Raw genomic sequence first — 19,918 nt, 5'->3', positions numbered from 1 at the left:
TGCGCGCTTTCTTGAGTCATCAACGCCCATGAAAAAAGCGCTCAACCCCAGAAGGAATGAGCGCTTTTAGCGACTAATGAATGAGCAATCAGCCCATCATGAACGATTTTATGGCAGATCCTTCATAGGCTCTGCCTCGTTACCGGGACGTGGGCCAACGGTGCCCAGACGGCTTTTGAGCGACTGGGGCTGGCCCGTAATCAGCGCCGCGTAGTTGGTGGTGTTGGAGAGCACCTTCTTCACGTAGTCGCGCGTTTCGCTGAAGGGAACGTTTTCAGCCCAGATGGCTGCGTCCAGCGTGGGGCCGTTGCGCCAGTTGCGGGGACGGCCGGGACCTGCGTTGTAACCTGCGGCCGCCATGGCCATGGAGCCGTCAAAATCGTCCAGCGCCAGCTTGAGATACGACGTGCCGATGGTGATGTTGGTATCGCGGTCGTTGATCATGTCAGGCGTAAAGCCGGTCATGCCGATCTTCCTGGCCGTCCAGCGCGCCGTGGCAGGCATGACCTGCATGAGGCCCGAAGCACCCACGCCCGAACGTGCATCCATGATGAAGCGGCTTTCCTGGCGGATCAGGCCATAGACATAGGCCGGGTCCAGACCGATGTTCCGCGACTTGGCCAGCACCGTGTCGTGATAAGGCATGGGATAGCGCTGCTTCCAGTCGGCAAAGGTCTTGGTGCGCTCGCTGGTGTTGATGCAACGGTCCCAGATCTGGCGCTCGCAGGCCAGGTCGGCTGCGGCATACAGCTCGCGGTCTTCCAGGCCGCCGGGCTGGTGCAGGTTGGTGCTGTAGTTCCACTCGCGCACGCCTTCGCTGCGCAGGCCGATGCCAATCGCATACAGGCTACGGGCCAAGCCGGGGTTGCTGCGCGCTGCGGCTTTTTCCTGCGCTGTCAGCGGTGCGGGGGCAGGCGGCACGGTAATGCGCTGGCCGATTTCTTCCAGCGCCAGTTGCTCATAGAAGCTGTGGTTGCCTGCCGTGTCTTCCAGCAGTTGGCGGGCTTCCGCCTTTTCTTCTGCGCTGGGGCGACCAGCCAGCATGGACTTGGCCTTCCAGTAAGCCCAGGTCGGGTCGGTGCGCTCGGGCCCCATGGCGTCGATAGCACGGCGCACGGCTTTCCAGTCACCGGCACGCAGTGCGGCGCGCACCTTCCAGCCCAGCAGCTCATCGCTCAGGTCTTCGTTGCGGCGCACTTTGCCAAAGTAGGTGTTGGCATCAGGCGAGAGCTTGAAGGCCGCCTGCTTGCCGGCCACGGCCCAGGCCCAGTTGCGCTCTTCAGCGCTGAGCTGTGCGCCCCAGCCGCCTTCAATCTGACCGGCTGCGCCATCGGGGTCACTCGCTGCCATGCGAATCAAGGCCAGCAGCGCCAGCTCCTTGCGCTCACGGCCACGGGACTTGCTTTGCCCGGCCAGATATTTGGCAGGCGAGGCAAAAACCTGCGCCACCTGGTCTGCCGCATCGGGGGCGACGATGGCCACCGCATCACGCGCCGCCTTCTGGCGGTTATTCTCAGTCGCTACGCGGGCGCGGCGCCACACATCTTCAGCGCTGATGAGTTTGCTGGCGTACATCTGGCCAGCAGCGGTGGTGCAACCGTCATCGGCATCTTTTTGCGCCATCCACAAATCGCGCACCTGCTGGCCCACATTGGGCGCGCCACGGCCTTGCACGGCATCGGCCAGCAAGGCATAGCAGGTGACGGACTTGTCATCACGCATACGGAACTGCGGGTAGACGCGGCTGAAAGTACTCCAGTCACGCTGCTTGCCCAGCATCAGCAGCCAGTCGTTGCGCATACGATCTTCCTGGTAGGTGCCGGCGTAACGGGTGAGGAAGCCCTGAATTTCATCAGGCGCCGAGGTTTCAAGACGGTTCTTGAGTTCCCAGTAAGCGGCCCAAGGTTGGAGGGGGTGGCCGCTGGCCTGTGGCAGCAGCTGGGTCAGGGCCGCCTGGTTGCGCGCGCGGAATGCTTTTTGCATATCCAGCAACACGGCATCACCCGAATTTTGTGCCTGCGCAAACGGAGCAGCTACAGTCAACATGGAAGCCGCACAAAGCGGTGTCAAAATCTTCAGCCAGTGCATGGAGGAAATTACCCGATGGACAAAGCAGCGTTACGCCGCAAGTTGATTGAACTGCGCCTCAACCTTCCAGATCGCCTGCAGCGTGCAGATGCGCTACAGCAGGTGATGCGCTTTTGGCTGATGGAGCGACCCGATACCGTGATTGGCGCCTACTGGCCCATCAAGGGTGAATTCGACCCGCTGCCCGCACTGCATCGCTGGAAAGAAGATGGCGAGCTACAGGGTACCCCACAACGACGCCGGATTGGGCTGCCAGTGATCGACAAACAGCGTAAGACATTGAGTTTTCACGCCTGGTATCCCGGCTGCCCTATGGAAGAGGACGCCTATGGCATCCCCAAGCCCAAAGACACCGAGCTGCTGGTGCCCACGCTGCTGTTTGTGCCCTGCGTGGGCTATGCCGCTGGCGGCTACCGGCTGGGCTACGGCGGCGGTTTTTATGACCGCACGCTGGCCGAGCTGACCCCGCGCCCATTTACCGTGGGCCTGGGCTACACCAATGGCTATGTGGATGACTTCCATCCTGAGGCGCATGATTTGCCCCTGGACGCCATCCTGAACGACAACGGTGTAGTCTGGCCCGTCTGAACCTTTGAACTGTTTGCCATGAGTCGCCCGAACAAGAAAATTCCCCAGCGCCGCTACCGCCCGCGCCCTCCTCTTACCGTGATGCAGCTGCCGCTGAACTGCGAAGAAATGCACAGGCTACAAGCCCATATGCGCCGCCACGGCGCACTGAGCCTGACGCCGCGCCAGCACAACGCGATCTGGGACTTTCTGTTTGAAACGCCCGAGAGCCACGCTTGGCTGAGCCATATGACCAAGCAGATCCGGGCCGGGCAGATCGCGACACGGCCCCGCGTTTAAGGCAAAAAAATGCTCCTTATCAAGGAGCATTTACCGCTTTTATTCAAAGGACTTCAAAGGTAAATCACCTTGAAGTCCTTTTTTATTGCGCGCTTGCAGCTATCAAATTCAAGTAATCAACCGTTCAAGCCGACTGACTGGCGCGCCAATTCTTCCAGCCCGATGCACGCAGTTCGCAGGCCGGGCAGCTGCCGCAGCCATAGCCCCATTCGTGCAACGCATCACGCGTGCCCTGGTAGCAGGTGTGAGTCTCCACCCGGATCAGCTCCACCAGCGCATCGCCGCCCAGGTCGTGCGCCATCTGCCAGGTCTGTGCCTTGTCCAGCCACATCAGCGGGGTGTCAATACGCAGGCGGCGTTCCAGCCCCAGGTTCAGCGCCAATTGCTGCGCCTTCATGGTGTCGTCGCGGCAGTCGGGGTAGCCGGAGTAATCGGTCTCGCAGACGCCGGTGACGATCACCGTCAGCCCACGTCGATAGGCCAGCGCACCAGCCAGCGTCAAAAACAGCAGATTGCGGCCCGGCACAAAAGTGTTGGGCAAGCCATCAGCCTGCATAGCAAAAGCCACATCGTCCGTCAGCGATGAGCCGCCAATCTGCTTGAGCACATCCAGCGACAGCACATGGTCTTCACCCAGACGCGGTGCCCATGCCGGAAAGCGCTGCGCCAGCTGCTCGCGCACACCGGCGCGCACGGCCATCTCCACGCTGTGACGCTGGCCATAATCAAAGCCCAGCGTCTCCACACGGTCGAACATGGCCAGCGCCTGCGCCAGACAGGTGGTCGAGTCCTGACCGCCAGAGAACAGCACCAGCGCGCCCTTGTGATGACCGGCACCGGCCACATTGGCGGTGACGTTTGCAGAAGTAGTGGAAGTATTTGCCATAGGTGTGCAATTACATCATTTGCCGCACAGCCCTGTGCATAAGTGCGGCGCTCGGAACTGCAGACCGCCGCCAGCCAGCGTAATATGCTGAAAAGCATTGAAACTGGGGAACCGTCATGCTCAAGCTCTATATAGGCAACAAGAATTACTCGGCGTGGTCCATGCGCCCATGGGTGTTGATGCGCCAAAGCGGCATCCACTTTGAGGAGGTCAAAGTACGCTTTGACAGCTTTTCAGCAGACTCTCAATTCAAGAAACAGATGCTATCGCTCTCGCCAGTCGGCAAGGTGCCGGTGCTGGTTGATGACGACCTGACCATCTGGGACAGTCTTGCCATCTCTGAATACTTGGCCGAGCGCTTTCCTGAAAAGCACCTCTGGCCCCAGCACGCCACCCACCGCGCCCGCGCGCGCAGTCTGGTCGCGGAGATGCACAGCGGCTTCGGCGCGCTGCGCAACATCTGTCCCATGAATATCGAAGCCGGTCTGGACAAAGTCGGCGCTCAGCTCTGGGAACGACACCCAGAACTACGCGCCGATGTGCGCAAGCTTGAAGCACTCTGGCTGCCCCAGCTGCAAGCCGCCCACGGCCCCATGTTGTTTGATCAGTTCAGCATTGCCGATGCGTTTTTTGCCCCGGCCTGCATGCGCATCAAGAGCTACGGCCTGCCCACCTCCCAGCTCGTCACCGCCTATGTGCAACGCATCTGCCTGCTCCCGTCCACGCAGGAATGGGTGCAGGGCGCGCTGGCCGAAAATGATTTTTTACCGCTTGAAGAGCCTTATCGCACGCAGCGCTGAGCATAAAAAAACCAGTCAGCACCGCACCGAGTAAGCACTACCATTGCAGCATGAGCGAATTCAAGGTTTACAAGGTAGGCGGTGCAGTGCGAGACCAGTTGCTGGGCCTGCCCGTCAACGACACCGACTGGGTGGTGGTGGGTGCCACGCCAGAGCAGATGACTGCGCGCGGCTTTGTGCCCGTTGGACGCGATTTTCCCGTGTTTCTGCACCCCAAGACCCATGAGGAATATGCGCTGGCCCGCACCGAGCGCAAGAACGGCATGGGCTATCGCGGCTTTGTGGTCCATACAGCGGCCGATGTCACGCTGGAGGAAGACCTGGCGCGGCGCGACCTTACTATCAACTCCATAGCTGCTCCCGCAGACTGGAAAAGCGCCAACGAGCTAAAAGACTTGGTAGACCCCTATAACGGTCAGCAAGACCTGAAAGACCAAGTGCTGCGCCATGTGACCGATGCCTTTCGCGAAGACCCGGTGCGCATTCTGCGTCTGGCCCGCTTTGCGGCGCGCTTTACTGATTTTTCCGTAGCGCCCGAAACCATGACCCTGATGCGCGAGATGGTGGCTGCAGGTGAGGTGGATGCCCTGGTGCCCGAACGCGTCTGGCAAGAAATCAGCCGCGGCCTGATGGAGACCCAACCCTCGCGCATGTTCAACATCTTGCGCGACTGCGGTGCGCTGGAGCGGCTGCTGCCTGAACTCAACAAACTCTGGGGCGTGCCCCAACGCGCCGAATACCACCCCGAGGTGGACACCGGCGTGCACGCCATGATGGTGCTGGACATGTCCGCCCGCCTGCAGGCCCCGCTCACCGTGCGCTTTGCGTGCCTTTGCCATGACTTTGGCAAAGGCACGACACCCGCCGATGTGCTGCCGCGCCACATCGGCCACGAGCAGCGCAGCGCCCGCCTGCTGCTGCAGGTCTGCGACCGCTGGCGCGTGCCCAATGACTGCAAGGAACTGGCCGAAGTCGTGGCCCGCGAGCATGGCAACATTCACCGCAGCAATGAGCTGAATGCCGCAGCCATGCTGCGATTGCTGGAGCGCTGCGACGCCATACGCAAGCCCGAACGCTTTGAAGAAACCCTGTTGGCCTGCGAATGCGACGCCCGTGGCCGCCTGGGTTTTGAAGAAGCCCCCTACCCGCAGCGCCAGCGCCTGGGCAGTGCGCTGAACGCCGCGCTGGCCGTAGAGACCGCCCCCGTCGCACAGGCCGCCGCCCTGCGCGGACTCAAAGGAAAAGCCATTGGCGATGCGGTAAGCCAGGCACGCGAACAGGCAGTTGCACTGCAATTGCAACAACCACAAGTGACTGCAACCCATTTGCCCGACTCGGCGACACCTGCCGTCTGAGCCTTTGCACGCCAAGGGAAATCCCGCAGAGGGAAAACCGCCTCCATCGAGCACCAAGTCAGGCCGGAATATGTAGGACTGCAGGCTTCACGACCACCGTGAAGTAAGGCCTGCACACCTTTTATTCCCCCTGCTTTCTTGCTCTGGAGGTTACCCATGGCTTACGCCCTTCCCGGCCAGTCCGGTGCGCTGCATACATACCAAGACCGCTATGAAAACTTTATTGGCGGCCAATGGGTTCCGCCCAGCGGGGGCGAGTATTTCGACGTAGTCACGCCCATCATCGGCAAGGTCTACACCAAGGCCGCGCGGGGCACTGCGGCCGATATTGAAAAAGCCATCGATGCAGCCCACGCCGCCGCCGATGCCTGGGGCAAGACCAGCCCCACCGAACGCAGCAACATCCTGCTGCAGATTGCCGACCGCATTGACGCCAACCGCGAGTTGCTGGCCTATGTGGAAACCATAGACAACGGCAAAGCCATCCGCGAAACGCTGGCCGCCGACATTCCGCTGACGGCCGACCACTTCCGCTACTTTGCAGGCGCCATTCGCACGCAGGAAGGCGGTATCAGCCAGATTGATGGCGACACCGTGGCCTATCACTTTCACGAGCCGCTGGGCGTGGTGGGGCAGATCATTCCGTGGAACTTCCCCATCCTGATGGCGGCGTGGAAGCTGGCACCCGCGCTGGCGGCCGGCAACTGCGTGGTGCTCAAGCCTGCGGAGCAAACGCCCATCTCCATTCTGGTGCTGGCAAAACTGATTGGTGATTTGCTGCCGCCCGGCGTGCTCAACATCGTCAACGGCTTTGGCCGAGAAGCCGGCATGCCGCTGGCGCAAAGCAAACGCATTGCCAAGATTGCCTTCACCGGCTCCACCAGCACCGGCCGCGTGATTGCGCAAGCCGCTGCCAACAGCCTGATTCCTGCCACACTGGAGCTGGGCGGCAAGTCGCCCAATATCTTCTTTGCCGATGTGATGGACAAAGACGACAGCTTCCTCGACAAAGCCATCGAAGGCTTGGTGCTGTTTGCCTTCAACCAGGGCGAGGTCTGTACCTGCCCATCGCGCGCGCTAATCCACGAATCCATCTACGAAAAGTTCATGGAGCGCGTGCTCCAGCGTGTCGCAGCCATCAAACATGCCGACCCGCTGGACCCCACCAGCATGATGGGCGCGCAGGCCAGCAAGGAGCAGCTGACCAAGATCCTGTCCTACCTGGAATTGGGCAAGCAAGAAGGTGCTGAAGTACTGTGTGGCGGCGCGCAGGCACAGCTAGGCGGTGCACTGGATGGTGGCTATTACGTGCAGCCCACCATCTTCAAAGGCCACAACAAGATGCGCATCTTCCAGGAAGAAATCTTCGGCCCCGTGCTGGCCGTGACCACCTTCAAAACCGAGGAAGAAGCGCTGGAGCTGGCCAATGACACGCTGTACGGTCTGGGCGCCGGTGTGTGGAGCCGCAACGGCAACGTCGCCTACCGCATGGGCCGCGCCATCAAGGCTGGACGCGTGTGGACCAACTGCTACCACGCCTACCCCGCGCATGCGGCGTTTGGCGGCTACAAGGAATCGGGCATAGGGCGGGAGAACCACAAGATGATGCTGAACCACTACCAGCAGACCAAGAACCTGCTGGTGTCCTACTCCGAATCCAAACTCGGCTTCTTTTGAAGATGACCGCCACATGACATCGTGGCGAAAAAGAGGCCTATTTGAGCTGCCTCAAATGCCTTGAGACACCTGAGGCTTCATAGTGCATGGAGATCGTTGCTCTTTCCCAGGATGCGCGACGGTCTTCTGCACAGGGCCATCCGGCCTGCGTACAACATCCATGCCACCCGCATGGTTCTTTGACAAGGTACACGCACAGCCCACCGGCTGTGGCCGTGCTCCCTACTTCAAGAAGGTACTCTGATGTCTTTACCCCAGACCATGAAAGCTGCCGTGGTGCGCTCCTTCGGGAAGCCCCTCACCATTGAAGAAATGCCCGTACCACGCCCGGCGGACGATCAAATTTTGGTCAAGATCGCTGCCTCCGGCGTGTGCCACACCGACCTGCATGCTGCGGAAGGCGACTGGCCTGTCAAACCCCATCCCCCCTTCATTCCTGGCCACGAGGGCGTCGGCTATGTCGCCGCTGTGGGCAAAAACGTCAAGCATGTCAAGGAAGGCGACCGCGTGGGCGTGCCCTGGCTGCACAGCGCCTGCGGGTTTTGCCGCCACTGCATCGGCGGCTGGGAGACCTTGTGTGAATCCCAAACCAATACCGGCTACTCGGTCAATGGCGGCTTTGCCGATTACGCGCTGGCCGACCCCAACTATGTGGGCCACCTGCCGCCGAATGTAGGGTTTGTCGACATCGCTCCCGTACTCTGCGCCGGGGTCACGGTGTACAAAGGTCTAAAGGTCACCGATGCCAAGCCCGGCGACTGGGTGGTGATCTCAGGTGTCGGCGGCCTAGGCCACATGGCCGTGCAATACGCCAAAGCCATGGGCTTCAATGTGGCGGCAGTAGACATTGACGACTCCAAGCTCGCCCTGGCGCGCCAATTGGGTGCCACCGTCACCGTCAATGCCATGACGACAGACCCTGCGGCCTATCTGCAAAAAGAGATTGACGGTGCACATGGCGTGCTGGTCACGGCCGTGTCACCCAAGGCCTTTGAGCAGGCGCTGGGCATGGTGCGCCGAGGCGGAACGGTTTCCCTCAATGGCTTGCCGCCAGGAGATTTCCCACTCCCTATCTTCTCCATGGTGCTTCAGGGCATCACGGTGCGCGGCTCCATCGTCGGAACCCGGCTGGATCTGCAGGAGTCACTGGACTTTGCCGCCCAAGGCAAGGTCAAGGCGACGGTCTCGACCGACAAGCTGGAAAACATCAACGATATCTTTGCCCGCATGCACCAGGGCAAGATTGAAGGCCGCGTGGTGCTGGACATCGCCGCTTAAAGCAACGCCGAATATGCATTGCTGCGCCATCCGAGCGTGAGCTCGGGTAGCGCAGCCACATAGGGAGAGCATCATGGTCTATCGCGTCATTGCCACCCCGGCCACAATTGCATTGATCGATGTGCTCCGCGCCAAATACGGGCCGAATCTGTTTTTTCACCAGTCCGGCGGCTGCTGCGACAACAGCGCAGCCAATTGCTATATCGAGGGTGAGCTGACCATCGGCCCCGGCGACGTGAAGCTGGGCGAGATTGGTGGCCTGCCGTTTTACATGAGCGTCTCGCAGTTTGAGTACTGGCAGCACACCCAGCTCATCATCGACGTGATCGACGGCCATGGCGGCGGCACGCTGTCGCTGGAGGGACCGGAAGGCAAGGCCTTTTTGACCCGCTCGCGCGTGTTCAGCGACGAAGAGCTGGCGGCATTGCGCCAGCAGGCACCCCAGTAAGACCTGTCCCATGCCTCAAAAACACGCCGGCAGCCTGCTATTGACCTGTCTACAGATCGTGCCGCTGGTGGCCCTTGGTCAGCAGGTCTATCGTTGCGAGATCAACGGCAAGACAGGCTACTCACATGAGCCATGTGTGGGAGCCAAGGCCATCGACACCACGCCCACACAGGGCGTGGACAAGATGACGGGTCAGTCAAAAAAGGGAGCGGATGTCCGCAAAGCCGAGCACAACCGGCGGCTTGCCGAAGCCATCCAACCACTGACAGGCAAGACCCCCGAAGAGATGGAGGTCGCCACCCGTCGCCAGAAGCTGTCCCCTCTGGAAAAGCACAACTGCACTCTGCTGGATAGCGCCCTGCCGCAACTGCACCAGAATGCAGCCGGAGCCAATACAGAGGAAAAAGACAAAGCGGAAGGCCAGCTTTACAAAGCCCGCAAGGCCTTCCGCGACCTGCGCTGCTAGTCCAATCAGATGACCGACTGAACCCAGCGCACGATCTCCCCCGCCGGCATGGCACCCGAGACACTGGCCAGTTCCTTGCCTTCCTTGAAGATCACCATGGTGGGAATGCTGCGAATGCCGAACGGCGCCGCAGGCTGCGGATAAGCCTCGGTATCGAGCTTGGTGAACTGGGCCTGACCTGCCAGCTGCTGCGCGGCCTGGGCAAAGGCCGGAGCCATCATGCGGCAGGGGCCGCACCAGGGAGCCCAGAAGTCCACCACCACCGGTAGCTGGCTGCGACCAATATGCTTGGCAAAGCTGGCGTCATCCAGAGCCACGGGCTGGCCCGTGATCAGCGGCTGGTGACAGCTGCCGCAATCGGGCTGGTTGCCCAGCTGCTCTCTGGCAATGCGGTTGGTGGTGTGGCAATGGGGGCAGACATAGTGCAGGGACTCGGACATGGGCAGGACTTTCAAGAAGCGTGTCGGATGACAGGGCTAGGCGGCCTGGTCGCTGCCAGATAGTTGCTGCCACGGCAGCAAGATTCAAGCCCGGCCAGCGCGAGCAAGAACAAGCAATCGCGACTCAGAGCTTCACAAAGCGCGCAATCAGGGCCGCGACAAGGCTGAGCAGCACGGTGCTGGCCAGGGGCAGAAACAGCTCGCGCCCGAACAGCCGAAAGCGGAAATCGCCCGGCAACCGGCCCAGGCCGATGCGCTCCAGCCAGCCGTGCAGGCCGTTGATCAGCAGCAGGGCCAGGAAAATAATAATCAGCCAGCGAATCATGGTGCGCCAAGTGTACGGCCGTCGTGGGTGCCATCGTCTTTGCGGGAGAAAAGACCGGCCGCCGCTCGATAACGACTCTTGGAGCCAGTGACGAACCGACATCGGCGACCGATACCGGGCTGACCAGGCATTCCGCAATGGAATGCCCATCTTCCAAAACATTGTTTGACGTCAAAGACACCGCCTGCTCATCATGCGCACAGCTTTTTGCCTGGCCACTGTCGATTGTCTTCGGTCGCCGCATCCAGCGACAAACGGCGCTTGTACGCAAGGCCTGCAAGGCAAGCGCTCAATTCATAACAAGGAGACATGACATGCCCCAAAATTTCTCGCGCCAGAAATTCCTGCGCTCGGCCGCGCTGCTGTGTGCCGCTGTTGCCATGCCGGCCATCGCCGCTGCCGATGCCTTTCCCGCCCGCCCCATCAAGCTCGTCGTGCCCTTCGCTCCCGGCGGCAACACCGATGTCGTGGCGCGCCTGCTGTCGCAAGGTATGGCGGAAGCGCTGGGCCAGCCCGTGGTAGTGGAAAACATTGCCGGCGCCAATGGTGCGATTGGTACGGCCCGCGTTTCGGCGGCCAGCAATGACGGCTACACATTGCTGTTCGGTACGGCCGGTACGCAGGCCATCAACCTCAGCCTCTACAAGAATCTGAGCCAGAAAAATCTGAGCGATTTTGAATACATCGCCCTGGTGACGTCGATTCCCAATGTGCTGGTGGTCAATGAAGCCAAGACCCCCGTCAAGTCGGTTGCCGAACTGGTGGCCCGCGCCCGCGAGCAGCGCTCCGGCATGAGCTACGGCTCGCCCGGAACGGGATCGACCGTGCATCTGTCCGGCGAATTGCTCAAGAGCGCCGCGCGTCTGGATCTGGTCCATGCCCCTTACAAGGGCAGCGCACCCGCACTGACCGACCTGCTTGGCGGCCAGATCGACTTCATCTTCGAGAACATCACGCCGGCCCTGCCTTTTGTGCAAGGCGGCAAGCTCAAGGCGCTGGCCGTCACCTCCTCCGAGCGCCTGCCGCTGCTGCCGAACGTGCCCACCATGAAGGAAAGCGGCTTTCCCTCCTTTGTGACGGCGACCTGGAACGGCGTGCTGGCCCCCAAGGGAACGCCGCCGGCCATCGTCAAGCGCCTTGAGGCTGCGGCGCTCAAGGCGGCTGCCAGCAACGAATTCAAGACCAAGGTCGCCGCACTGGGAGGTGAACCCCGCAGCCTGGACTCCGCAGCCTTCCAGAGCTTTACCCAGAACGAATTCAAGCACTGGGAAGGCATCATCCGCGCCGCAGGACTGCAACGCCAATAACCGCCGCTCCGACTTTAAGGAGCTGCTTGCGCAGGCTACCGCTTGATTTCAGAGGGTTTTCAAATTGAAACCCAATGAAATCAAGCACCATAAGCTATCAAAACCAATAAGCTCAGGCAATCGCAAGAGATTACCAAGCTGCCTCGGCCATGCCAGCAGCAACAGCTTGGCCTGGCGACCAAGCCTTACAGCCGATGCGTGCGGTCACCCTGCACAAAGCCCAGCGGCCGCCAGGGCTCTACGCCCTTGCACAGAGCGATGACCTTGAACAGCTCCCCCATCTCATGCTCCATCACCAGCTTGGACGCCATGGAGCGCGCCTTGAGGTTGGCGGCGTCCAGCTTGGGCGCCAGCCCGCAGTTGATGAGGAAATAGGCCTGATTGGTGTAGCCCAGCACATCAAAGCCCGCATCTTGCGCGGCCACGGCTGTGCCGGTGAAGTTGACGTGGGCCGTAATGTCCTTGAGCCCGACCAGCACCAGCGGGTCGCTGTCGACCTGATGCTGGTAGTGACAGACTACGGTGCCCATGTGGCGCTGCTCGTGGTAGTACTCACTCTCACCAAAACCATAGTCAATGAAGAAGGCTGCGCCGCGCGTAAGGTGCTCACCCAGCGTACGGATAAAGGCCTCGCCCTGCGGATGAATTTCGGTCAAATAGTCCTGCGGGCCTCCAATATCCACCGGAGCGCGCAGCTCGGTGGGGCGGTCTTCCCAGGCAAATTCATCACCATTCATGACCACGCCGCGCTCATGCCACTGGCCTTTGGTGCGTTGCAGCAGCTGAACGGGCATGGCGTCCAGCACTTCGTTGCCAATGATCACGCCTTCCATGGCATCGGGCAGCGCATCAACCCAGCGCACCAGATGCTCATATTTGGTCAATGCCTGCTTCTGGCGTGCGCGCAGCGTGCCGGAGAGATCAACGATGGTGTAGCGCTCGGGCAACGTGCCCAGCAAAGCCATTTCATCGAGAATCTGCAAAGCCAGCGCGCCGGTGCCGGCACCGAACTCCCAGATCTCGTTGGTATTCGTTTTTTGTAGCGCCTCCCGCAATTGGGACGCCACTAACTGGCCAAAAATAGGGGAAATTTCAGGGGCGGTCACAAAGTCGCTTCCCGACTCTGGCATGGCCCCGAATTTCGCCGTCTCATTGGCGTAATAGCCCAGTCCCGGCGCATAGAGCGCAAGCTCCATGAATCGGTCAAAAGGCAGCCAGCCGCCCACGGCGGCAATTTCCTTGGCAATGCGAGATTGCAAGGCGCTCGTTAAACTGGTGGATTCTGTCGTCACAACACGCATTTTCCACGAATGTCCTCAACCGCCCGAACACGCACAGTATTGGTGACCGGTTCTGCCCGTCGCCTTGGTCGCGACATGGCCCTGGCTTTGGCCCGCGCGGGCTGGCAAGTGGCTGTGCATTACCGCGATTCACACGAAAACGCTATGCAAACCGTAGCAGCTTGCGCAGAACTGTCGGGCAAAAGCGCGGCTTTTGATGCAGATTTCTTTGACGAGGAATCTGTGCGCTCGCTGGTGCCTCGTGTGGTGGAGCGCTTTGGCCGCCTTGATGCGGTGGTCAATAACGCCTCGCTGTTCGAGCATGACGATGCCCAGAGCTTCAGCTATGTGGCGCTCGAAGCACATCTGCGCAGCAACACGGCCGCACCGATTCTGCTGTCTCAGGCCTTGCATGCCCATATCCAGCAGCGTATCGCTGCCGGGGACGAGGCGGCCCATGGCGCCGTGGTCAATGTGCTGGACCAGAAGCTCTGGAACCAGAACCCCGACTTCTTGAGCTACACGCTCTCCAAGGCGGCTCTGGAAGCAGCCAACACCATTCTGGCACTGGCGCTTGCGCCCCAGGTGCGGGTGGTAGGCGTGGCACCCGGTCTGACCCTGACCAGCCATATGCTGAGCCAGGAAAAGTTCGAAGCCCTGCACTCCATGAGCCCGCTGGGCCGCTCTTCCTCGCCCGAGGACATTGCGGCTGCCGTGTGCTTTGCGCTGGAAAACCGTTCGATGACGGGCACGACCATGCTGGTCGATGGCGGCCAGCATTTACAGCGCTTTGAGCGCGATTTTTCGATGATGTGAGGCCTTCCGGCCGCACTCCTCCCTCTTTCCATGACTTCCTCTTCCGGACAACAGATTCTCACGCTCTCCGGGCTGCGCTTTGACGCCAGCCTCGGCATTCTTGCGCATGAGAAAAAAGAGCCTCAGCCGATTCAGGTCGATGCCGAACTCAACCTCGGCCCCCAGCCCCTGACGCCGCGTGACGACGATATTCTTCACGTGCTGGACTACCGCAAGGTGCGCCAGATCATCATCGACGAGTGCACCTCCGAGCATGTGAACCTGCTCGAAAGCCTGATCGGCAAGCTGGCCCAGCGCCTGCTGCAGTTGCCCGGCGTACGCGGCGTACGTGTAAAAATTGCGAAGCTGGAAATTTTTGACGACTGCGAAGTAGCCATTCGCATCGAAACCGGACAATGGTGAACCCCATGAATGCAGTAAACGACAACCCCTGGATTGCCGAAGAGGCCGAAGCCGCTGACGCAGCCGCCACGCAAAATGCTGGCGAAGAAGCTGGCAAGCCCGGCAAGATCAAGATCGAGCGCGAACAGATCAAACTGGAAAAGCGCCTGTGCCGCGAAGTAGGCAAGGCCATCGTCGACTTCAACATGATTGAAGAAGGCGACAAGATCATGGTCTGCATGTCCGGCGGCAAGGACAGCTACACCATGCTCGACATCCTGCGCAAGCTGCAAAAGCGTGCGCCCGTGAAGTTCGATCTGGTCGCAGTGAACCTGGACCAGAAGCAGCCCGGCTTCCCCGACCACATCCTGCCCGAGTACTTCAAGAGCCTGGGCGTGGACTACCACATCGAAACACAGGACACGTACAGCGTCGTCAAGCGCGTCGTCCCCGAAGGCAAGACCACCTGCGGCCTGTGCTCGCGCCTGCGCCGTGCCATTTTGTACAAGGTGGCTGACGAGCTGGGTTGCACCAAGGTTGCACTGGGCCACCACCGCGATGACATCGTGCAGACCATGATGCTCAACATGTTCTACGGTGGCCGCATGAAGGGCATGCCGCCAAAGCTGGTGTCCGACAACGGCAAGCATGTGGTGATCCGTCCTCTGGCCTATGTGCCCGAGAAGGACACCGCACGCTGGGCGCAGTACCAGAACTTTCCCATCATCCCTTGCAACCTCTGCGGCAGCCAGGACGGCCTGCAGCGCGTGGTCATCGGCGAGATGCTGCGCGAATGGGAAAAGAAGTTCCCCGGTCGTATCGAGAGCATGTTCCGCGCCATGGGCAACATCGTGACCACACACATGATGGACCCCCTGCTGCACGACTTCAAGGGTGCAAAGGCCACCGGCATTGCCGACCCGAACGGCGACATGGCGTTTGACCATGAAGAGCTGCCAACTATGGCTGCCCTGCCCGGCGGCTTGCAGGTGGTACAACTGTCCTGATTGGACTTTTGAACTAAAACGGGACGCACAAGTCCAAACAAAGGCCCATTCGATGGGCCTTTGTCGTATCAGAGAGAGATATCACCATGAACCTGCGCAACACTTCATACCGCTGGCTTGGCATCGCCGCCCTGACGGCAACCGCTCTGCTGACAGGCTGCAGCACCGTGCGTGAAGTCAACAGCACGGTACAGAGTTTTTCCTCGCTGCCCGGCATTCCCGTGCCGCCCACCTACCGTCTGGAAACCCTGCCCTCGCAGCAGGGCCAAGTGCACTTTCCCGCCGTCGAGGCCCAGGCCCAGCATGCGCTGGCCCGCGTGGGCATGATCCGCGATGACTCGCGCCCCAGCCTTGTGGTTCAGATCAGCGCCGTGGCACGTTATGCGCGCGACTACGCCAGCTGGCCCTATTACGACCCTTACTGGGGCCCACGCTGGGGCTGGGGCATGAGCTACGGTCGCGGCTGGGGTATGGGCTTTGGCGGCAGCATGATGATGATGGATGGCCCGCCGCTGGAGTACTACCGCGCCGTGAGCATCGTCATGCGCGACATCAAGACCCAGCAGATCGTCTATGAAACATCGGCCCAGCGCCAGGATGTGTGGACGGATGACCCCGCCATCTTCGGCATTCTGTTCGATGCCGCACTGACGGGCTTCCCCAAGCCGCCAGAAGGACCGCGCAATGTGCGCACCGTGATTCAGCCACAGCCCTCTGCGGGCGCTCCACAGGCACCGGCGAATACCCCTGCAGCAGCCCCCATGCCAGCCGCACCGCAAGCGCCCGCTGCGGCCAGCCCTGTACGTTGAACAGTTTGCAATCTTCAACACTTTGCCCCCTGTCACACGTGCTAACGTGCAGCTCGGTTTGAACCGGGGCCTTACCGGCCCCGCCTTGAAAAGGATGACAGTCATGAAGAAATTTGCCCTCTCGACTCTGGTCTGCGCTGCGCTGGCAACTGGTGCGTTCAGCGCCCATGCAAGCGGCCTTGGTGACGCCCTTCGCGGCCAGCTGAGTGGCGCGACTGAAAGCAGCTCATCGTCTTCTTCGGGCCTGGGCAGCATGCTCGGCGGCGGCAGCAGCGCGGGTGCAGGTGGCTCTGCGCTGTCGGCTCTGGGACTGGGTGGTTTGACCGGCTCTGGCACGGCCAGCAACGCGGCAGGCGTCATCACCTACTGCATGAAGAACAACTACCTGAATGCCGACAAGGCTGCGCAGGTCAAGGATCAGCTGCTGGGCAAGCTGGGACTAGGTCAGAAAGAAGAGCCCAAGGACACCGGTTACCAGAACGGCCTGATGGGCATGGTCACCGGCTCGGACGGCAAGAGCTTCAATCTGGACAAGGTCAAGAGCAGCGTGAAGGAAAAGGCATGCGACTTTGTTCTGAACAATGCTAAATCGCTGATCTGATCGCTATCACATCAATAGCTTCTAGCGCCTTACGAATAAGCGCTACAACCATAAAAGGCTTGCATTTCCGCAAGCCTTTTTGCTGGGGTGAGAAAGCCGCTCAAGAGCCGCACTGATTCATAAATCACGCCGAATCAAGGCACCCTTGAACAGCACCGGACCTGTAGGCCCTGTTTCACTGGGCACGCCGCCCTTGGGCTCCAGACTGATGGCCAGGGCAGGCACGGCTTTGACATCACTCTCATGTGCTTCAAACTGATCCAGCTTGCCATGCCCCATCACCCCCAAAGAGCGCGGTGTGCCTTGCGGAGGCAAGGCCCAGAGCTGCAGGGACTGGTTGGAGGGTTCCTTGAAGCCACCGACACGCTGCAGCACCAGCTGATTGTTTCGAGGATCGAACGTTACCAGCATGGAGGCATCGGCCTTGCCATCGGCCAGTACCGCCACGTATTGAATCTGAGGCGCGGCCTGCAACGCAGCTTGCGTGGTCTGTAGCTGGGTTTGCAGCGAAGACATTTGCTGCTGCGCCGTGTCTGTGAGCCAAAGCCCCACTGAGACAGCCGCCACCGTCGACAGGCTACCTGCCAGGGCCAGCCCACGCCACCATGCCAGCGCCCGGTTGGACGGTTTCGTTGTCGCAAGCTCTCGCTGCTGGGCCAGCTTTGCATTGGTTTTTTCAGCCTGCAGCAGGTTGTCAATACGCGTCCATACCGCTGCATCGGGTTGCACCGGCTCCTGCACTTCTGAAAAAGCCGACCAGCGGCCTTGCCACAGCAGGGCAACGGCGCGCACCTGCGCATATTCGCGCGCCAGCTGCTCAAAGCGCCGCCTCGCGCCGCCTCGCAAAGTGCCCAGCGCGTAGGCAGCAGCCAGGCGATCGAGCAGCTCTGGTTTTTGGGTCAGGTTCATGATGACTGCTCCTGCCACTCAAACATGACGGGCCATGCACTTGCGCAACTGCTCCAGACTGCGGCGCATCCATGTCTTGACGGTGCCCAGCGGCAGCTTCAGGGAGCTGGCCAGCTCACTCTGGCTCAGGTCCTTGAGGTAGGCCAGACTCACCACCTGCCGCTGAGCCTGCTCAAGGCGCTGCAGGCATTGGTGCAATGCAGCGGCCTGCTCGCTGGCCTGCGCCCATTGCAGGGGGCTTTTCCCATCGTTGTCTGGCAGCAGCTCCTCCATGTCCTCAATCGGCACATTGAGGTGTAGGCGCTCTGCGCGGCGGCGGCGCAAAAAATCCAGCGCCCGGCTTCTCACCACCATGCCCATCCATGCCATCGGCGGGCTGAGGGAGTCGCGGTAAGTACCTGCATTGCGCCAGATTCCCAGAAAGCTCTCTTGCAGCACATCCTCGGCCCACTCTTTGTTGCTGACGATGCGCAGCGCCAGACCATAGAGCCGCGAGGCGCTCTGGTCGTACAACTGTTTGAGAGCAGCCTCATCCCGGGCTGCTACGCGGTCTAGTAAGTCCATCAGGTCGTTATCCGGTGTATTGGCGCTCATGCTCCCATTGTGATCAGGCGCACCTGCTTGCGGCGGTGCTGTTGCATTGCTGCCAAGGTATATTGCGTGCCCCCTTGCTTCTGTATACGCAGCAGAGAGGTTGATGGATTCACCCTATGCGGGAAATTACTTGAAAAATAATTTGAAAAACTTGAATCCAGTGACTCTGGGGCTGCGTATTCCAAATGTCCGACAGCGCAATTTGTCGACACAGCCCCACAGCTAATCAGGAGTCATCATGAGCATCAATCTGTTTGAAGGCCGTTCCTCCACCATGGCCTCGCGTCGCGGGTTTCTGGGCACTACGGGCACCTTGTCAGCTGTGGCGGTCGCCATGCTGGCCGGCAAGGAGTCACTGGCTCAGGGTATGGGCAATGACCCTGCCAAAGACGTTTCCATCCTGAATATTGCGCTGGGGCTTGAGCATGAAGCCATCAACGCCTACCAGCTCGGTGCCGGTAGCGGACTGCTGCAAAAGCCGCTGCTCGATGTGGCCCTGCTGTTCCAGAGCCATCACAAGGGCCACCGTGATGCCTTGATTGCGACCATCCAGAAAATGGGCGGCAAACCTGTCGCTGAAGCCTCTATGCAGGCCTATGCCGAATCACTGAAGGCTGGCAGCCTTAAAAACCAGAACGATGTGCTGGCACTCGCAGCCCGGCTGGAGCTGGGCGCGACCAATGCCTATCTGGGTGTCATCCCGGCCTTTGAGAGCCGCGACCTTGCCAAGGTTGCCGGGCGCCTTGCCGCTGACGAAACCATGCACTACACCGCGCTGACCTCGGCTCTGGGCCGTTCTCTGCCAACCAATGCCCTGTCTTTTGGTGCCTGACACACCGTAGTTCCCTCGTACCGAGCAGATGGGCTCGGTGCATTCCTTCACCACCTTGTTCGAGGAAATACTCATGAAGCATCTACGTATCGCCCCACTGGCCGCTGTTTGCCTGTCCGTGCTGGGCCTGAGCGCCTGTTCATCCATGGGCATGCACCCCATGATGTATTCGCAAGCGGAGCTCCCGGCCGCCGTGCAGGTGCCCGCAGGTCACAAAGTCGCCATGGAAACGGTGGGCGTTGGCCAGATCACCTACGAGTGCAAGGCCAAGAAGGACATGGCCGCCGAACATGAATGGGTCTTCATCGGCCCCGATGCCAAGCTGCAGACACGCAGCGGTGCGGTCATTGGCAAATACTGGGGTCCACCCGCCACCTGGGAGAACAATGATGGCTCCAAGGTCACCGCAACTCAGGTAGCAGTTGCACCGGCCGGTGCAGGCAACATCCCTCTGCAACTGGTCAAGGCCAACCCGGCCAACGGCATGGGTGCCATGCAAGGTGTGAGCTATATCCAGCGCGTAGCCACCAAGGGCGGCGTTGCGCCAGCCATGGCGTGCGGGGCCGCCAATATGGGCAGCAAGCAAGTTGTTCAGTACCAGGCTGACTACATTTTCTGGAAAGCGTCCTGAGCGCGGCCCCGGCACATCACCAGGGACCTGCCCCAATCCCAAAGGCTTGCCTGCTTCAAGGCAGGCCTTTTTTCATGCTTGCGCTGAGCCCCTCAATGCAAGGCTTGGCATCGATCTCCCA

At 60.6% G+C, this 19,918-nt stretch carries 23 protein-coding genes; 16 read left to right on the top strand and 7 right to left on the bottom strand.

From position 1 onward, the window contains the following. Window positions 1–108: 108 nt before the first annotated feature. A complete protein-coding gene (locus CLU84_RS01420) occupies window positions 109–2,088 on the bottom strand; it encodes a lytic transglycosylase domain-containing protein (protein WP_099735599.1) in 1,980 nt (659 codons plus the stop codon). A 15-nt stretch (window positions 2,089–2,103) separates the two neighbouring features. Between CLU84_RS01420 and CLU84_RS01415 the strand changes: the two genes are divergently transcribed. Then, a complete protein-coding gene (locus CLU84_RS01415; RefSeq protein ID WP_099735598.1) occupies window positions 2,104–2,676 on the top strand; it encodes a 5-formyltetrahydrofolate cyclo-ligase in 573 nt (190 codons plus the stop codon). 18 nt (window positions 2,677–2,694) lie between these two features. Continuing rightward, window positions 2,695–2,955: a hypothetical protein gene (locus CLU84_RS01410; protein WP_099735597.1), complete on the top strand. Its 261-nt coding sequence runs from the start codon at window positions 2,695–2,697 to the stop codon at window positions 2,953–2,955. 124 nt (window positions 2,956–3,079) lie between these two features. Here the strand turns inward: CLU84_RS01410 and queC are convergent, their stop codons facing one another. Next, window positions 3,080–3,841, bottom strand: coding sequence for a 7-cyano-7-deazaguanine synthase QueC (gene queC / locus CLU84_RS01405; protein WP_199173666.1), 762 nt, complete (start codon window positions 3,839–3,841; stop codon window positions 3,080–3,082). Between the two features lie 116 nt (window positions 3,842–3,957). On the opposite strand from queC, the gene CLU84_RS01400 reads away from it, so the two are divergent. The 6 genes from CLU84_RS01400 to CLU84_RS01375 all read left to right on the top strand — a co-directional run bounded on the left by CLU84_RS01400 (window position 3,958) and on the right by CLU84_RS01375 (window position 9,865). Beyond that, window positions 3,958–4,641 carry a glutathione S-transferase family protein gene (locus CLU84_RS01400; RefSeq protein WP_099735596.1) on the top strand — a complete coding sequence of 228 codons (684 nt, stop codon included), beginning with the start codon at window positions 3,958–3,960 and terminating at the stop codon, window positions 4,639–4,641. A 50-nt stretch (window positions 4,642–4,691) separates the two neighbouring features. Next, the gene (locus CLU84_RS01395; protein ID WP_099735594.1) at window positions 4,692–5,996 is read left to right on the top strand and encodes a multifunctional CCA addition/repair protein; all 1,305 of its coding nucleotides are present in this window, start codon (window positions 4,692–4,694) and stop codon (window positions 5,994–5,996) included. Window positions 5,997–6,152: 156 nt separating this feature from the next. Then, window positions 6,153–7,673: an aldehyde dehydrogenase family protein gene (locus CLU84_RS01390; protein WP_099735593.1), complete on the top strand. Its 1,521-nt coding sequence runs from the start codon at window positions 6,153–6,155 to the stop codon at window positions 7,671–7,673. 243 nt (window positions 7,674–7,916) lie between these two features. Continuing rightward, complete coding sequence (gene adhP, locus CLU84_RS01385; protein ID WP_099735592.1) at window positions 7,917–8,951, top strand: alcohol dehydrogenase AdhP; 1,035 nt, start codon at window positions 7,917–7,919, stop codon at window positions 8,949–8,951. Window positions 8,952–9,024: 73 nt separating this feature from the next. After that, window positions 9,025–9,399 carry a DUF779 domain-containing protein gene (locus tag CLU84_RS01380; RefSeq protein WP_099735591.1) on the top strand — a complete coding sequence of 125 codons (375 nt, stop codon included), beginning with the start codon at window positions 9,025–9,027 and terminating at the stop codon, window positions 9,397–9,399. A 10-nt stretch (window positions 9,400–9,409) separates the two neighbouring features. Further along, a complete protein-coding gene (locus CLU84_RS01375; protein ID WP_233209899.1) occupies window positions 9,410–9,865 on the top strand; it encodes a DUF4124 domain-containing protein in 456 nt (151 codons plus the stop codon). A 5-nt stretch (window positions 9,866–9,870) separates the two neighbouring features. On the opposite strand, the gene trxC is transcribed toward CLU84_RS01375, so the two are convergent. Together trxC and CLU84_RS01365 are read right to left on the bottom strand one after the other, a co-directional pair. Continuing rightward, the gene (gene trxC / locus CLU84_RS01370) at window positions 9,871–10,305 is read right to left on the bottom strand and encodes a thioredoxin TrxC (protein ID WP_099735590.1); all 435 of its coding nucleotides are present in this window, start codon (window positions 10,303–10,305) and stop codon (window positions 9,871–9,873) included. A 124-nt stretch (window positions 10,306–10,429) separates the two neighbouring features. After that, window positions 10,430–10,630, bottom strand: a complete 201-nt coding sequence (locus CLU84_RS01365; RefSeq protein ID WP_099735589.1) for a DUF2905 domain-containing protein — start codon at window positions 10,628–10,630, stop codon at window positions 10,430–10,432. A 314-nt stretch (window positions 10,631–10,944) separates the two neighbouring features. Between CLU84_RS01365 and CLU84_RS01360 the strand changes: the two genes are divergently transcribed. Then, window positions 10,945–11,937, top strand: coding sequence for a tripartite tricarboxylate transporter substrate binding protein (locus tag CLU84_RS01360; protein ID WP_099735588.1), 993 nt, complete (start codon window positions 10,945–10,947; stop codon window positions 11,935–11,937). Between the two features lie 185 nt (window positions 11,938–12,122). Here CLU84_RS01360 and CLU84_RS01355 read toward each other — a convergent pair whose 3' ends face one another. After that, window positions 12,123–13,238 (bottom strand): class I SAM-dependent methyltransferase, encoded by a 1,116-nt coding sequence (locus CLU84_RS01355; protein ID WP_199173665.1) that lies wholly within the window; start codon window positions 13,236–13,238, stop codon window positions 12,123–12,125. Between the two features lie 9 nt (window positions 13,239–13,247). Here CLU84_RS01355 and CLU84_RS01350 point away from each other — a divergent pair, with 9 nt between their 5' ends. The 5 genes from CLU84_RS01350 to CLU84_RS01330 all read left to right on the top strand — a co-directional run bounded on the left by CLU84_RS01350 (window position 13,248) and on the right by CLU84_RS01330 (window position 16,831). Then, on the top strand, window positions 13,248–14,033 hold the full coding sequence (locus CLU84_RS01350; protein ID WP_099735587.1) for an SDR family oxidoreductase: 786 nt from the start codon (window positions 13,248–13,250) through the stop codon (window positions 14,031–14,033). A 30-nt stretch (window positions 14,034–14,063) separates the two neighbouring features. Then, window positions 14,064–14,435, top strand: coding sequence for a dihydroneopterin aldolase (locus CLU84_RS01345; RefSeq protein WP_099735586.1), 372 nt, complete (start codon window positions 14,064–14,066; stop codon window positions 14,433–14,435). Further along, window positions 14,429–15,421, top strand: a complete 993-nt coding sequence (gene ttcA, locus CLU84_RS01340; RefSeq protein ID WP_099735585.1) for a tRNA 2-thiocytidine(32) synthetase TtcA — start codon at window positions 14,429–14,431, stop codon at window positions 15,419–15,421. The genes CLU84_RS01345 and ttcA overlap by 7 nt, the downstream gene beginning before the upstream one ends. Window positions 15,422–15,507: 86 nt before the next feature. Further along, complete coding sequence (locus tag CLU84_RS01335; RefSeq protein ID WP_099735584.1) at window positions 15,508–16,230, top strand: DUF4136 domain-containing protein; 723 nt, start codon at window positions 15,508–15,510, stop codon at window positions 16,228–16,230. Window positions 16,231–16,333: 103 nt separating this feature from the next. Further along, on the top strand, window positions 16,334–16,831 hold the full coding sequence (locus CLU84_RS01330; RefSeq protein ID WP_099735583.1) for a DUF2501 domain-containing protein: 498 nt from the start codon (window positions 16,334–16,336) through the stop codon (window positions 16,829–16,831). 117 nt (window positions 16,832–16,948) lie between these two features. On the opposite strand, the gene CLU84_RS01325 is transcribed toward CLU84_RS01330, so the two are convergent. Together CLU84_RS01325 and CLU84_RS01320 are read right to left on the bottom strand one after the other, a co-directional pair. Beyond that, window positions 16,949–17,740, bottom strand: a complete 792-nt coding sequence (locus CLU84_RS01325) for an anti-sigma factor domain-containing protein (RefSeq protein WP_099735582.1) — start codon at window positions 17,738–17,740, stop codon at window positions 16,949–16,951. An 18-nt stretch (window positions 17,741–17,758) separates the two neighbouring features. Further along, on the bottom strand, window positions 17,759–18,334 hold the full coding sequence (locus CLU84_RS01320; RefSeq protein WP_099735581.1) for an RNA polymerase sigma factor: 576 nt from the start codon (window positions 18,332–18,334) through the stop codon (window positions 17,759–17,761). A 238-nt stretch (window positions 18,335–18,572) separates the two neighbouring features. On the opposite strand from CLU84_RS01320, the gene CLU84_RS01315 reads away from it, so the two are divergent. Both CLU84_RS01315 and CLU84_RS01310 read left to right on the top strand, forming a co-directional pair. Continuing rightward, window positions 18,573–19,166 carry a ferritin-like domain-containing protein gene (locus CLU84_RS01315; protein ID WP_099735580.1) on the top strand — a complete coding sequence of 198 codons (594 nt, stop codon included), beginning with the start codon at window positions 18,573–18,575 and terminating at the stop codon, window positions 19,164–19,166. A 73-nt stretch (window positions 19,167–19,239) separates the two neighbouring features. Then, window positions 19,240–19,797: a DUF3455 domain-containing protein gene (locus tag CLU84_RS01310; RefSeq protein ID WP_099735579.1), complete on the top strand. Its 558-nt coding sequence runs from the start codon at window positions 19,240–19,242 to the stop codon at window positions 19,795–19,797. Window positions 19,798–19,918: the final 121 nt, after the last annotated feature.

The sequence above is a fragment of the Comamonas sp. 26 genome (assembly GCF_002754475.1).
Classification (GTDB): Bacteria; Pseudomonadota; Gammaproteobacteria; order Burkholderiales; family Burkholderiaceae_C; genus Comamonas.
This window is presented reverse-complemented; position numbering and strand designations above follow the sequence as displayed.